Annotated in this window: 16 protein-coding genes; 5 read left to right on the top strand and 11 right to left on the bottom strand. The window is 65.8% G+C overall.

Annotation, left to right across the window (positions count from 1 at the left end; translation table 11 throughout):
• Both ACWEO2_RS16945 and ACWEO2_RS16940 read right to left on the bottom strand, forming a co-directional pair.
• Positions 1-372, bottom strand: a complete 372-nt coding sequence (locus ACWEO2_RS16945; protein WP_452406137.1) for a DUF5313 family protein — start codon at positions 370-372, stop codon at positions 1-3.
• Complete coding sequence (locus tag ACWEO2_RS16940; RefSeq protein ID WP_452406136.1) at positions 369-833, bottom strand: MarR family winged helix-turn-helix transcriptional regulator; 465 nt, start codon at positions 831-833, stop codon at positions 369-371. The genes ACWEO2_RS16945 and ACWEO2_RS16940 overlap by 4 nt, the downstream gene beginning before the upstream one ends.
• A gap of 116 nt (positions 834-949) precedes the next feature.
• Here ACWEO2_RS16940 and ACWEO2_RS16935 point away from each other — a divergent pair, with 116 nt between their 5' ends.
• The 4 genes from ACWEO2_RS16935 to ACWEO2_RS16920 all read left to right on the top strand — a co-directional run bounded on the left by ACWEO2_RS16935 (position 950) and on the right by ACWEO2_RS16920 (position 3,161).
• On the top strand, positions 950-1,975 hold the full coding sequence (locus ACWEO2_RS16935) for a DUF418 domain-containing protein (RefSeq protein ID WP_452406135.1): 1,026 nt from the start codon (positions 950-952) through the stop codon (positions 1,973-1,975).
• A 47-nt stretch (positions 1,976-2,022) separates the two neighbouring features.
• Positions 2,023-2,316, top strand: a complete 294-nt coding sequence (locus ACWEO2_RS16930) for a hypothetical protein (protein WP_452406134.1) — start codon at positions 2,023-2,025, stop codon at positions 2,314-2,316.
• Between the two features lie 213 nt (positions 2,317-2,529).
• Complete coding sequence (locus tag ACWEO2_RS16925; protein WP_452406133.1) at positions 2,530-2,991, top strand: hypothetical protein; 462 nt, start codon at positions 2,530-2,532, stop codon at positions 2,989-2,991.
• Positions 2,992-3,011: 20 nt separating this feature from the next.
• Positions 3,012-3,161, top strand: a complete 150-nt coding sequence (locus ACWEO2_RS16920; RefSeq protein ID WP_452406195.1) for a hypothetical protein — start codon at positions 3,012-3,014, stop codon at positions 3,159-3,161.
• 32 nt (positions 3,162-3,193) lie between these two features.
• Here ACWEO2_RS16920 and ACWEO2_RS16915 read toward each other — a convergent pair whose 3' ends face one another.
• The 8 genes from ACWEO2_RS16915 to ACWEO2_RS16880 form a co-directional block, all read right to left on the bottom strand.
• The gene (locus ACWEO2_RS16915; protein WP_452406132.1) at positions 3,194-3,913 is read right to left on the bottom strand and encodes a VIT1/CCC1 transporter family protein; all 720 of its coding nucleotides are present in this window, start codon (positions 3,911-3,913) and stop codon (positions 3,194-3,196) included.
• Between the two features lie 10 nt (positions 3,914-3,923).
• On the bottom strand, positions 3,924-5,516 hold the full coding sequence (locus tag ACWEO2_RS16910) for a GMC oxidoreductase (protein ID WP_452406131.1): 1,593 nt from the start codon (positions 5,514-5,516) through the stop codon (positions 3,924-3,926).
• 105 nt (positions 5,517-5,621) lie between these two features.
• Positions 5,622-6,167: a YdcF family protein gene (locus ACWEO2_RS16905; RefSeq protein WP_452406130.1), complete on the bottom strand. Its 546-nt coding sequence runs from the start codon at positions 6,165-6,167 to the stop codon at positions 5,622-5,624.
• A gap of 120 nt (positions 6,168-6,287) precedes the next feature.
• Positions 6,288-6,992, bottom strand: coding sequence for a flavodoxin family protein (locus ACWEO2_RS16900; protein ID WP_452406129.1), 705 nt, complete (start codon positions 6,990-6,992; stop codon positions 6,288-6,290).
• 159 nt (positions 6,993-7,151) lie between these two features.
• The gene (locus ACWEO2_RS16895) at positions 7,152-8,102 is read right to left on the bottom strand and encodes a metallophosphoesterase family protein (RefSeq protein WP_452406128.1); all 951 of its coding nucleotides are present in this window, start codon (positions 8,100-8,102) and stop codon (positions 7,152-7,154) included.
• Positions 8,099-8,578: a cupredoxin domain-containing protein gene (locus tag ACWEO2_RS16890; RefSeq protein ID WP_452406127.1), complete on the bottom strand. Its 480-nt coding sequence runs from the start codon at positions 8,576-8,578 to the stop codon at positions 8,099-8,101. The genes ACWEO2_RS16895 and ACWEO2_RS16890 overlap by 4 nt, the downstream gene beginning before the upstream one ends.
• A 76-nt stretch (positions 8,579-8,654) precedes the next feature.
• Entirely contained in the window at positions 8,655-9,341 is a 687-nt protein-coding gene (locus tag ACWEO2_RS16885) for a QcrA and Rieske domain-containing protein (protein ID WP_452406126.1), read from the bottom strand.
• Positions 9,338-9,895 carry an RNA polymerase sigma factor gene (locus ACWEO2_RS16880; RefSeq protein ID WP_452406125.1) on the bottom strand — a complete coding sequence of 186 codons (558 nt, stop codon included), beginning with the start codon at positions 9,893-9,895 and terminating at the stop codon, positions 9,338-9,340. The genes ACWEO2_RS16885 and ACWEO2_RS16880 overlap by 4 nt, the downstream gene beginning before the upstream one ends.
• Before the next feature lie 475 nt (positions 9,896-10,370).
• Between ACWEO2_RS16880 and bla the strand changes: the two genes are divergently transcribed.
• On the top strand, positions 10,371-11,300 hold the full coding sequence (gene bla, locus ACWEO2_RS16875; RefSeq protein ID WP_452406124.1) for a class A beta-lactamase: 930 nt from the start codon (positions 10,371-10,373) through the stop codon (positions 11,298-11,300).
• On the opposite strand, the gene ACWEO2_RS16870 is transcribed toward bla, so the two are convergent.
• Positions 11,284-12,321, bottom strand: coding sequence for an AraC family transcriptional regulator (locus tag ACWEO2_RS16870; RefSeq protein ID WP_452406123.1), 1,038 nt, complete (start codon positions 12,319-12,321; stop codon positions 11,284-11,286). The genes bla and ACWEO2_RS16870 overlap by 17 nt on opposite strands.
• Positions 12,322-12,335 lie beyond the last annotated feature (14 nt).

Genomic DNA, 12,335 nt, shown 5'->3' with positions numbered 1-12,335 from the left:
TCAATGCGGATGCTGCGCCGCATATCTCGCTCTTTCGAGCGCTCGTTGCCGTGCCCGCTTCGAATTCTCCAGATCCGCCGGCAGCCCGTGCTTGGCCAGTCGGTGCGCCCGATTCATCGGCATGAAGGCCGTGGTGTAGAACAGCGCGAGCAGCAATGCCAGCAGCACCATCGACCCGCGCAACCACAATTCGCCCGGAAACAACAGGAATACGGCGAACAGCGGAGTGAACGGTACCAGGCCGCGCACGATATGGCGCGGGGTCGCGTATCTGCCGGTGAGGTCATCGCGTACCCACTCGCGCAGCGAATCGGGCAGGCGCCGCCCGAAGGCGTAGCCGAGCCACTGGATGGGATTGGGTCGACTGTTCATGCGTGTACTCCTGTCGCGACGGCGACCGACCGTCGTGCGGCCGCATTGACCCGGGTCAATACCTCGTGCAGTTCCTTCAGATCCGCCAAGGTCACCCCGAGACGCTCCACCACCGCGGGCGGAATCTTCAGGGCCTGCTCACGCAGCTCCACTCCGGCCGGGGTCAGATCGATAACGAGGTTCCGCTCGTCGCGGCCATCGCGGCCGCGGGTGATCAATCCGGCCGACTCCAACCGCTTGAGCAGCGGTGACAGGGTCGGCGAGTCCAGCTGGATCGCCTCGGCGATCGCCTTCACCGACATCGGCGCCGCACCCCACAGCGCCAACATCACCAGGTACTGCGGATGTGTGAGCCCGAGCGGTTCCAGCAGCGGCCGATACACGCCGAGCACCGCCCGATTGGCGACGGCCAGTGCGAAGCACACCTGCCGATCCAGCTGCAGCGGATCATCCATCTCCATGGCTCCTCCTAGGTCGCCCCTAACTTAGCGCATGAATAGTTAGTGCATGAACTAATGTGACCGACACCCCATCGGATGTGCGGGATCCACGGGGCGGGCATCGTTAGCGTGGGGATATGGATCCCGACTGCGCGCATCCGCGCATTCACGATCTGGACGCCGTGCGCGGCGTCGCGCTGTGCGGGATTCTGGTCGTCGATATCCGGCAGCTCACCGATATGCGGGCCACGGTCGAGCCCGGAGTCGTCGATCCGATGCGGCACCTGCTGTGCGTGCTGTTCGAGGGACGGTTCTTTCCGATCTTCTCGTTCCTGTTCGGACTGAGCTTTTCGCTGTTCCTCGACCGCGCCGCCCAGCGCACCGATCGCCCGCGACTGGTTCTGGCGCGCAGGCTGATCGCTCTCGGCGTCCTCGGCCTGATCCACCATGTGTTCCAGCCGGGTGAAGCGTTACTGCCATACGCGATCGTCGGATTGGTGATCCTGCTGCCTGCGGCGGTCCTGCCGCGCTGGGTGCTGCTGCTCGCCGGGCTGGTCGGCGCGATCGGGGTGCCGGTCGCACTCGGCGGTGGGCTCGGCCTGGTACCCGGCCTGTTCCTGCTCGGCTCGGCCGCCGAGCGCTTCGGTCTCGCGGATGACCTGCGCGACCGCGGCTGGCAGGTCGTGGTGGTATTCGCGCTGGCCGCGCCCGCCGCGGTGGCCGCGGGGATGTGGGAGTACCGCATACCGTATGCAGAGCTGTGGACCGGCAGTGTGGCGCCGGTGGCCGGACTCCTGGGCGCACTCGCGTATCTCACCGGAGTCCTGCTCTTGCTGCGCACCGAGACGGGCGAGGTGTTCGCGGAGGTGCTCGAGCCGATGGGCCGGATGGCGCTGACCAACTATCTCTCGGCAACCCCCCTGATCCTCGCCGCCGAGCCGTGGCTGCACCTATCCGACTCCAACCGCTACGACACAGTGCTCGGCCTGGCCGCCGCGATCATCGCGGTGCAGGCGCTGTGGAGCTACCACTGGCTGCGCTGGTTCCGCTACGGCCCGTTCGAATGGGTGTGGCGATGCGTGACCTGGTGGCAGCTGGTGCCCAACCGCCTGACCCGTCAGGAACGCCAGAAACTCACCGTGGCATACGGGCCCGGTGGCTAGAAAATCTCAGTGGTGATGCTCGGCTGCCGCCACTCGCCGCCTACTGTGTGGCCGAGGCGTTTTCGGGGTCGGGGGTGCTGGCCGTGCTGGTGTGCGCGCTGTATCTGACCGATGCGGGCACCGATTTCGGCGATCGCGATTACCGCCTGGTCGGTGACGCCTTCTGGGGGATCATCGAAATGTTGTCGAGTGGTTTCGCTTTCGGGCTGATCGACCTGGAACTCGGTGTCGTGCTGACGGTACGGGCGACGGCTGGGTGTCGCGAATGCTGTTGTCGCCGTGGTGGTTGTGTTGCGGCCGGTGTGGCTGCCGACCACCCTGCGCCGGTGGCTGTGGCGTGACGAGGCCCTGATGGACCGGGTAACCCTCTGGTTGGCCCTCGGGCGGCGTAAGACGTCCACTTGGCGCCGACACCCGCGGATCGGAGCGCAAATCCTTCGGTTTCGCGCATAGCCGGATCGGCCGGTTTCAAACGCCGCGCCAGGTGTGGTGTTTGGTTCTCGGATTACCGGGCATAGCCAGAAAGTAACATCAACCAGTACAGCGGGATTGTCATGATCATTATCATCGGGCTCGTCGTTCTCATCGGCGCCGTAGTTATCGGCGTTGCGGGAGTGGCGGCCAATACGGGTGAAGTTCGTACGTCATCCAGCGATTTCGGGGTATTCGACTATCACTTCACCGCCTCGGCGGGGGCGCTGTTCCTCTACGGGATGGCGATCGGGGCGATCGGGATGCTCGGCCTGAGCCTGCTGCTCGCAGGTGTCTGGCGCAGTTCCCGCCGTAGCAGTGCCGTACGTCGTGACCTGCGACAATCGCGTAGGGAACTGGCGACCAAGGAAAAGGCGGCGCAGCGTCCGGCAACTCCAGCGGCCGGATCACCGCCGCCTGCCCCCAAACCCACCCCGCCACCGGGCGGTAAGACGGTCTGGAGCTGGAATCGGTTCGTACGCCAGCCCAGCCACGCGGACGCGGTCGAAACATCCGGCCGCACAACGGTCAAAACGACCAAGTAAAGGAAAAAGCCATGATTATCTTGGGCTTAATACTCCTCATTGTCGGATATCTGCTCAGCATTCCACTGCTGACCACCGCCGGAATCATATTGCTACTCGTCGGCGCGGTACTCGCACTCGTCGGGTCGGTGGGTCACCACCCGATCGGCGGTCGGCAGCACTACTACTGACCGAGGTGAACGGGCCGGGGCGAGTTCATAATTCATGCCCCGGCAACGCCCGCCAATTGACCGATGCCATAGGTGACCGCCATGGCCAGCGCACCACCGATCACCACCCGCAGCACCGCCCGCGTGCGGTTGCTGCCGCCGAGGCGGGCGCTGACCGACCCGGTGATCGCCAGCGCGACCAGCACCGATGCGAACGTCACCGGAATGCGCGCCGTGGTGGGCGGCAGAATGATCGCAAGCAGCGGCAGCAGTGCACCGAGGGTGAATGCGATCGCCGAGGATCCGGCCGCCTGCCACGGGTTGGTCAGCGCGTGCGGATCCAGGCCGAGTTCGGCCTCGGCGTGGGCGCGGAATGCGTCGTGCGCGGTCAATTCCTCGGCCACCTTGTGCGCCGTCTCCGGTGACAACCCCTTCGCCCGATAGATATCGGCCAGTTCGGCCAATTCGTAATCCGGTTCGTCGGTGAGTTCCCTGCGTTCCTTGGCGAGTAACGCGCGCTCGGAATCGCGCTGGGTGCTGACCGAAACATATTCGCCGACGGCCATCGAGATCGCACCAGCGGTCAGTCCGGCGATACCCGCGGTGAAGATGGCCGAGCTGCTGGTCGTCGCCGCGGCGACACCGACAACCAGACCGGCGGTCGATACGATGCCGTCGTTCGCGCCGAGCACGCCCGCGCGCAACCAGTTCAACCGGGACGTAAAGCCCTCACCGTGCGGCTCGTGCGGGTGCGGTGCACCTCTGGTCTCCATACGCCGCAGACTATGCCAAAGCCCGCAAAGTATCAGCTAGCCGGACCGCCAGCGCCACGATGGTCAGCGTCGGATTCGCATGGCCGGTGGTCGGGAAGACCGAGCTGCCCGCGACGAACAGATTCGCCACACCGTGCACCCGGCAGTCGGGGTCGACCACGCCAGTGCGCGGATCCGCCGACATCCGCGTGGTCCCGGTCGGATGCGCCCAGTCGGTGAGCACCAGCGGCAGCGTGCTGTCAACGCGCGCACCGTCGAACAGTGCCGGGGTAGGTAGACCCAGCCGCGTGAACTCCGCAACCGCCAGCTCCGCCGCCCGCCGCACGGTGCTGTCTTCCTGCGGATTCACCCGCCAGTCCACCCGCGGCAGCGGCACACCGAGACGATCGGTGCGATCGGTCAGGGTGATCCGGCTGTCCGGGTTGGGTAGCTGTTCGACCATGCAGCGCAATTCGATTCGATCGAGTTTGTGCGGCAGTCCGGTGTGCCGGATCAGCCGGCGTCGCGCGCCGGCCAGCAGCAATCCGGCGTGACTCACCGCGACCCGCGCGTCATGCCGATCGCCGCGCCCGCGCAGCAATTGCTTGACCGACTCCCACGGATCGTCCGCGGCCGGAACCTCCTGCAGCCACAGCGCGCAATTGAGCAGCCCCTCGGCCTCCTGGACCTTCGGTGACAATGCGACGCCGTGCAGGAAGGTGTGCCTGCCGTGCGGCGTCTTGACCACGTATTTGCCGAAGCGCTCCAGCGCACTGTCCGCTACCGCCGGATTCAGCACGCCGACCGCGCCGCAGCGGTGATCCATCAGATAGCGCCCCACCATGTCGTGCCGGTTGCCGATGCCCTCGGGCGCGATCCGTCGCGATGCCAGCAGCAGACGCGGATTCCCGATTCCGCCGGTGGCCAGCACGAAGGTGTGCGCGTGCACCGTTCGCGGCTGCGGCTCGGCCCCGGCGACCTGGAGCGAAACCACCCGTGCGCCTTCGGGATCGGTGTCGACATGGGTGACGGTGGCATTGATGAGCACCCGGATGTTCGGTGCGACAAGGTCTTTCACATGGGCGCCGAAACGCTTGCAGTCGAATGGATCCACCGGATCGCGGCTGATCTGCCAGAAATACGGACGCAATCGGGTCGGGTCGAGGCGATGCTCGGGTTGGGTGCGACCGGCCAGATCCCAGAATGCGTCATCGGTGAAACCGCTGCCATAGCCGATCCCGATATGCTCGGCCGCGCGCGACAGAAACGGTTCGAGGTCGGCCGTGCCGATCGGCCAGCCGGATCCGGAAACCCATGGGCGGCGGCTGAAATCGAGGTCATCGAGCAGACCGCAGCGTCCGCTCCAGGTGTGGGAGGCGCCACCGAGAATCCGGTCGCCCGCTGCTCGATCCGATTGCGCCCGGCGCGCGCCCACATTCTCGATATCGGCGAGCGCATCCACCTCTTCGGTCGCGGTCAGGCCGCCGCTCTCCAACACCAGCACGCGCAGTGCTGATCCGGCCAGCTCGGTCGCAATGGTCAGTCCGGCGGGTCCGGATCCGATTACACAGACATCGGCGGTGAGGGCGTCATCGCCGACCGCTCGCAGATCATCGATTCGCAACGGCGGTCCTCTCCCACAACCGTATACACCCCGACGTCACGCCCGTTACTCCCCGCGCGAGCGTCTCGTTCACTGTAGGAGACCGGACATTCGATCGTTCCCGGATCAACAACCTCGGCTGAAGAACGCGCGCACATAGCCCGCTGACTGGCGGATGTACATCCAGGTCCAGAATTTCACGCCGCTATCACTGGGACTGGCCACCATGGTCAATTCGCCATCGAAGCATTTGCTCACGATGTACCTGGCCCGCGACACATGCGGGGTATAGGTCACCACAATGATGTGGTGCCAGCCGTAAAGCCTTGCCCGCCGCCCGATCTCGCGCGCCTCACCATCGGTGGTCCACGGATTCGGCACGAAACAGCTGACGGTGAATTCGAAGCGGGGCGTGCAGTATCGGTCCATCACCGAATCGTCTTCGCCGGTGGACCGTGAAATCAGCAGCTGCGGCGCATATCCGCGTTCGGCGAGATCGAGGCCCACATCGAAACGCTCATAGGCAGTGCCACCCAACACCACGATCGCATCGGCCCGGCGCAGCGGATCGGTCTGCGGATGGACATACACCGGCAGACCTGCCACGCCGAGGACGGCGACCAGGGCGAGCAGTGCACCGATAAGCAAACCAGCTCGTCGTAGGCCGGGCACGAATCCGACGATACCGAAATCCACGCGACGCCGACGTCGGCGCAGCACGGGCCGGTTTCACCGAATCCCGGTGTGGCACAGGATGACCCCGATGCCGCAGGTTGCGCACAGCGCTGAACCCTAACGGTAGTCGGGATTCTCGAAATCGAACCGGCAGCCCGCGTCCCATTCGGAGCGCTGATTGCCGTGTGCGGGAATGCCGTTGTTGTCCTTCAGCATCCGGGCCAGATGCAGCAGATTCCAGGTCATGAAGGTGGTATTGCGATTGGTGAAGTCGTTCTCCGGTCCACCGGAACCCGGATCCAGATATGACGGGCCGGGTCCGGCCTCGCCGATCCACCCGGCGTCGGCCTGGGGCGGAATCGTGTAGCCGAGATGTTGGAGGCTGTAGAGGATATTCATCGCGCAGTGTTTGACGCCGTCTTCATTACCGGTGATCAGACAGCCGCCGACCCGGCCGTAGTAGGCGTACTGGCCGCGCTCGTTCAGGATCGACGAATTGCCGTACAGCCGTTCGATGACGCGCTTGGTGACCGAACTGTTGTCGCCGAGCCAGATCGGCCCGGCCAGCACCAGAATGTCGGCATCCATCACCAGCCGCTGCAGCACCGGCCATTCGTCGGTGGCCCACCCGTGTTCGGTCATATCGGGCCAGACCCCGGCCGCGATGTCGTGATCGACGGCGCGGATATGCGAAACCCGCACCCCGTTCTTCGCCATGATGTGGGCACTGACATCGATGAGACCCTGCGTATTGCTCGGCTCGGGGGAGCGCTTGAGCGTGCAGTTGATGAACAGCGCCCGAAGGTCGTCGAAGGTAGTCATGTCCGAAGTGTCGGCCGGTCCCGATGCCGCGACAAGGAGCTGGCCCGGCATGTCACGGACTCGTCAGACCTGGTCATACAGACATGGAGCTACTTCAGATTCGGGTGGGACCGGGCGCACCGGCAACCGAGCTCGCCGGGCGACCACGGCGCCCGCGGCTCATTTCAGGGGCTGCTCCCGGATGGCGAGCTGCTGCTGGCCGCGCACGAAGCTCACTTCACGAATGCCGAGCGCGTCGTGCAGCCTCCCCGCCGGGATGGTGACCGGCTTGGGCGCGGGCCCGTCGCCGGGGTGGGGGAGCGGATAGGCGGTGGTCGTCCCGCTGTGGAAGGTGATGTTGCCATCGGTCTTCGTGAACAGTTGGTGCACATGGCCGTTGAGACAGGTCACCGATGCGAAGCGGCGCAGGTAGCTCAACGCCTGGGTGGCGTCGTCGGTGCCCCAACCCCAGTCCGGATACATGGCGAACAGCGGGATGTGGCTGAAGACGATGATCGGGGTGTCACTGGACAGCGGTGCGACATCCTTGCGAATGAACTCCAGCTGATCCTGGCCGAGGTGGCCCAGCATGTTCAGATTGAGCGTATTGACCAACGCGATCAGGTGCACGCCCGCGATATCGAAGCTGTACCAGCCGTCGCCGCGAGTTCCGGCGCCGAATGCGGCGCGGTATTTCTGCCCGGCATCGTCGATCGAATCGTGTTCGCCGGGCACGGTGAAGACATGCGGGGTATTCGTCTGGGTCAGCATCTGCTTCACCTGATCGAATTGTTCCGGGGTGGCCAAGTGGGTGAGATCGCCGGTGTGGATCACGAAATCCGGTGTATAGCCGAGGGCGTTGATCTGACCGATGGCCTCGGCGAAGGTGCCGATGACATTGGTATTCGCCGGGCCCTGGAAGCCGAGATGGCTATCGCTGAGTTGGGCGAAACGCAGTTCCGGTCGCGGTGTGCTCTCGGCACGGGCCGCGGTGCCCGCCACCTGCGAGATGACTTCGCCGCCGACAACGGACAATCCGACCGCCGCGCCGAACCAGGCGGAGTGGCGCAGCAATTGGCGGCGGGTCATGGCATGTGGGTCGCGGGGGTCGTAGTCGTTGCTCGGCGTCATTTCGTCACCTCCACGGTGCCGTGCATGAATGGGTGAATCGTGCAGATGTAGTCGAAGATTCCCGGTGTGGTGAAGACGAAGGTGAATGTCGCGTCGTGACCCATCCCGGGGGAGCGGAAGCCGGCATTGCTCGCCGCGATCGTATGCGGCTCTTCGTCTTTGTTGATCCAGGTCACCGTGGTACCAACGGGGACAGTGAGTTTCGCGGGCGAGAACACGAAGTTCTGGATATCGACGGTATTCGGGGTTGCGGCGACCGCGGTCGACATTGTTGTGGTTGCGGCGGCCGTCGGGGCGGAACCGGTGGTCCCATGGCCGGGCAGACCCGGTGTGGGGCCGCCGGTTTGGTGGAAGTCGATGGTCGGTGCGGTGTCGTGGGCGGGTGCCGGACTGCCACAGGCCGTGGCGAACAGCAAACTCGGTATTCCGGCGAGCACGGCCACGGCGAGCAGTGCACCGGTGCGGGCGGGTGTCATTTGACCGGGCCTCCAGGTCTGTCGGTGATCCGCGCTATCGCGAACCTCTCACTGACAGATAGGAGCCGGTGTTACATCACGCGGGCTTCGCGGGTGCGAAAACCTCTACGACACCTGCATTTTCCCGAACCTGTAGCTGCGGCAGCGGTGGCGGTGCGATCGGCAGCTGATGGGTCAGCACCTTGCCCGTCACCGTGAACGAGGTCGAATGGCAGGGGCAGCGCAGCCGGTCGTCGGCATTGTCGAACCAGAGTCGGCAGCCCTGATGTGTGCACACGCCCGACACCGCGATGATCGCGCCGTCTACTCGACGGATGAATCCGGTCACCGTGCCGACGTCGAAGGGGCGGGTCATCCCCTCGGTGATATCGGAACTCGACGCGATTGCGAGCCAGGTGCCGTGTACGGGGTTGAGCGTCGACGCGGTGGGTGGGTTTTCGGTGCCGCGGGTGAGCGCGCGGTCGACGACCACACCGGCAGCGGCGGCGGCCGCCGCGATCGACGTCCCGGCGATCACTTGGCGGCGGGAGCCGATCGCGCGTACCGAAGCCTTGTCATCGGTGGGCGGATCCAGCTCGGCAGCCAATCGGCGTCGCAGATCATCGACGAATTCCGGACGCGGCGTGTCATCCTCGCGCCGGGCGGCCAGCAGTTCGAGCACAACCCGCAGTTGTTCGGCCTCATCCGCATCCGGCCGGAAGGCCTTCGGCCTGCGGCCGTGCAATAGCCCGTCGATATACCGGCGCAGTTCGCGGGCGCTCATCGCGCTTTCCTTTCCACCTGGGCCGCCATCCGCAGCGCCCGATGCTGCAATACGCGCGCGTTGACAACACTGATCCCCAATTCGGCCGCCGTCTCCCGGGCCGAGTACCCCTGCAGAAACCGGAGCTCCAGAATTCTGCGATATCGCTCGGGCAATTGCTCGAGCATCGCGCGTGCCCGCTCCGGCGCGTCGGTCACATCGGGATCGGCGGCTTCGACCTGCGGCACATCATCATCGATGGAGGTGATCTCACAGCCGAGACGATTGCGCCAGTACTGCGCGAGCACGGACCGAGCGGTGGCACGCAGGTAGGCCCGCACCTCGGGAATGCTCGCCGAAACCCGCAGCGGCCGCAATGCCGCGAGGAAGACCTCACCGGTGAGATCCTCCGCATCCGCGCGATTGCCGACCTTGGCGAACATCAACCCGTACATCCACCCGACATTGTCCTGGTAGACGGCATGCCAATCGGCGTACGTGTCCTTGGACACCACCCGCAGCTCCAGCCCGGTCCTCGGGTCCGCGGTTCTCGCGGACGACGCCCGTCCCTGCATGAATCCGTGCCTTCCGAATCTAGGTGCGGACCAGTCACCTCGTCCACAGTCAGATACCGGTGCGCGTTACACCCCCAACCGCCGATAGCGTGACCAGACGTGCCGGATTCCGGCGCGACCAGTGCCGCGGCCGTCCGCCGCATTGCTCCCGGCGTGCCGTGGGTCGCAGCACTACCGGGTCTTGCCGCATGGCCCCGGGTGCGGCGCTCCCGGCGCGGCGCGGATCGGCCTGACGCTGGGCTGGAGATCGCGACGCCTTCGAGTCGCTGGCCAGCGCGGCATACGCGATAAGGCGGTGCTGCGGGTGAATGCCGATGACCGCTGAGCGTCCGGGCAGCTGAGCCATTCGCGATGATTTTTCGGCCGAATAGCGGGCTGCAATAGGGGGCCGAGCTGCGGCGATATCGATGGCGATATCGACTTTCGGGCGCATTGGTCTTGGACAGCCGTACCGACCCTGTGTTGTCGTGTCGGCATGACAAAGATCGGTAGAAGCGGATCGGCCTCGGTTCGCGCGAGGTCCGTCCTGTTGACGATGGCGCTGCTGCCCCTGATCGGCGCGTGCGGGGGCGAGTCGACGGACTCGACCCCGGCAGCACCGACCACGGTGGCCGCTGCGGCCCAGCTGAGCGGCATCGAGCAGCAGCATGCGGCCCGGCTCGGCGTATTCGCCGTCGATACCGGCTCGGGCAAGACCGTCGGCTACCGCCAGGACGAGCGGTTCGCCATGATGTCGACCTTCAAGACGTTCGTGTGTGCCGCACTGCTGCGCGAACATCCGCTCGCCACCGGGTATTTCGACCAGATCATCCATTTCACGCAGGCCGATGTCGCGGCCGCGGCCGGTTCGCCGGTCACCGGTACCCGGATCGAGAGCGGTATGTCGGTATCGGAATTGTGCGATGCGGCGATCACCCGCAGCGATAACGCGGCGGCCAATGAACTGCTGAAACTGCTCGGCGGCCCGCAGGCCCTGACCCAGTTCCTGCGCTCCATCGGCGACCAGACTTCCCGACTGGATCGCTGGGAGCCGCAGCTCAATACCGCCATCCCCGGCGACGAACGCGACACCACCACACCGGCGGCGATCGCGGCCGACTATCGGGCGCTAACCGTCGGCGACGTACTCGCCGCGCCCGAGCGGGAGCGGCTGACGGCCTGGCTGCTGGCCAATACCACCGGCGGCAGCCGCATTCGCGCTGGCCTGCCCGCCGAATGGAAGACCGGTGACAAGACCGGCACCGGCGACTATGGATCGGCCAATGATGTGGCCGTCACCTGGCCCACCGGCAGCACGGCGCCGATCGTGCTCGCCGTGCTGACCACCCATAACAGTCCAGATGCCCAGGCGGACAACGCATTGATCGCGGAGGCGACCAAGGAGGTCGTCACATCGGTGCGGTGAGCCCGGTCGGCCGCTGCTGTGCCGCTTCGCGCCGAACAGCGGTAGGCGTTGTGCCCCACCATCTTCGGCAGCAGCGGGTGAAGGTGGCCTGTTCGGACAGCCCGATCAGCGAGGCGACCTGACTCATCGGCATATCGGTGGTGGTGAGGTAGCGGCGGGCCTCATCGCGGCGGACGGTATCCACGATGGCGGCGAAGGAGCTGCCCTCGGCGGCGAGGCGACGTTGCAGAGTGCGCGGATGAATCGTCAAAAGCCGTGCGACGGCGGCGATTTCCGGTGCTGTGGTACCCAGCAGCTGTTGGACGGCGGCACGGACCTTCGGTGCGATCGCGGCATCCGCGCCGCCGGACTGTTCGGCCAGGAATGCCATGGCCAAGCGGTGCAGGTTCTCATCGCCGCCGCTCAGCGACAGTGACGCCAAGCGGCTCGGGATACGCAATGCCGCCGCCGGACGCTCGACGCGCACGGGTGCGCCGAAGAACTCCTCATAGACCCGGACCGGCGCGGCGGGCCGATGTGGCAGTTCGACCGAACGTAGCCCGTAGCGCTCGTCCACCAGTCGCTGGAAGGTGCGGTGCACGAAGGCCAGCCCGAGATCGGTGCCCTGGACCGGTGTCGGCAGGCCGGGTTGGATCCCGTATCGCAGGGCGATCACGCTGCGATCGCCGTACGGGTCGGGCTCGAGGGCCAGATGCAGCGAGCGCGCATGCAGGAACAGATAGCGCGAACAGCATTCCAGGACATCGGCGAGGGTCGGTGAATTCCGGATGGCCAGGGCCAGCGGGCCGAGCATATCGAGATCCTGCCGTCGCGAGATGCGCAGGCCGAGATCGGGACAGTCGAGTCGCTGTGCGGCCAACTCCAGCGCCGCCGCGACCGCCTGATCAGGTACCAGCAGATCATCGGCATCGAGGGCGGCGATCGGCAGCCCGACGGCGGTGGCGAACTCCTCGGCATTGCCGCCGAGCTCGGCCACCGTCGCGCGGAATCCGCGCAGCCCCGCGGACCGAATCACCGACATGTCGCTCAGAATCA

This window comes from Nocardia sp. NPDC004278 (assembly GCF_053602975.1).
Note: the sequence above shows the minus strand (reverse complement) of the source record. Positions and strands in the feature narration are given on the sequence as shown.

What these genes read in the sequence shown, in the direction of transcription:
- ACWEO2_RS16945 (WP_452406137.1), bottom strand. Translation starts at nt 372, where the DNA reads ATGAACAGTCGACCCAATCCCATCCAGTGGCTCGGCTACGCCTTCGGG.
- ACWEO2_RS16940 (WP_452406136.1), bottom strand. Translation starts at nt 833, where the DNA reads ATGGAGATGGATGATCCGCTGCAGCTGGATCGGCAGGTGTGCTTCGCA.
- ACWEO2_RS16935 (WP_452406135.1), top strand. Translation starts at nt 950, where the DNA reads ATGGATCCCGACTGCGCGCATCCGCGCATTCACGATCTGGACGCCGTG.
- ACWEO2_RS16925 (WP_452406133.1), top strand. Translation starts at nt 2,530, where the DNA reads ATGATCATTATCATCGGGCTCGTCGTTCTCATCGGCGCCGTAGTTATC.
- ACWEO2_RS16915 (WP_452406132.1), bottom strand. Translation starts at nt 3,913, where the DNA reads ATGGAGACCAGAGGTGCACCGCACCCGCACGAGCCGCACGGTGAGGGC.
- ACWEO2_RS16900 (WP_452406129.1), bottom strand. Translation starts at nt 6,992, where the DNA reads ATGACTACCTTCGACGACCTTCGGGCGCTGTTCATCAACTGCACGCTC.
- ACWEO2_RS16895 (WP_452406128.1), bottom strand. Translation starts at nt 8,102, where the DNA reads ATGACGCCGAGCAACGACTACGACCCCCGCGACCCACATGCCATGACC.
- ACWEO2_RS16890 (WP_452406127.1), bottom strand. Translation starts at nt 8,578, where the DNA reads ATGACACCCGCCCGCACCGGTGCACTGCTCGCCGTGGCCGTGCTCGCC.
- ACWEO2_RS16885 (WP_452406126.1), bottom strand. Translation starts at nt 9,341, where the DNA reads ATGAGCGCCCGCGAACTGCGCCGGTATATCGACGGGCTATTGCACGGC.
- ACWEO2_RS16880 (WP_452406125.1), bottom strand. Translation starts at nt 9,895, where the DNA reads ATGCAGGGACGGGCGTCGTCCGCGAGAACCGCGGACCCGAGGACCGGG.
- bla (WP_452406124.1), top strand. Translation starts at nt 10,371, where the DNA reads ATGACAAAGATCGGTAGAAGCGGATCGGCCTCGGTTCGCGCGAGGTCC.
- ACWEO2_RS16870 (WP_452406123.1), bottom strand. Translation starts at nt 12,321, where the DNA reads ATGTCGGTGATTCGGTCCGCGGGGCTGCGCGGATTCCGCGCGACGGTG.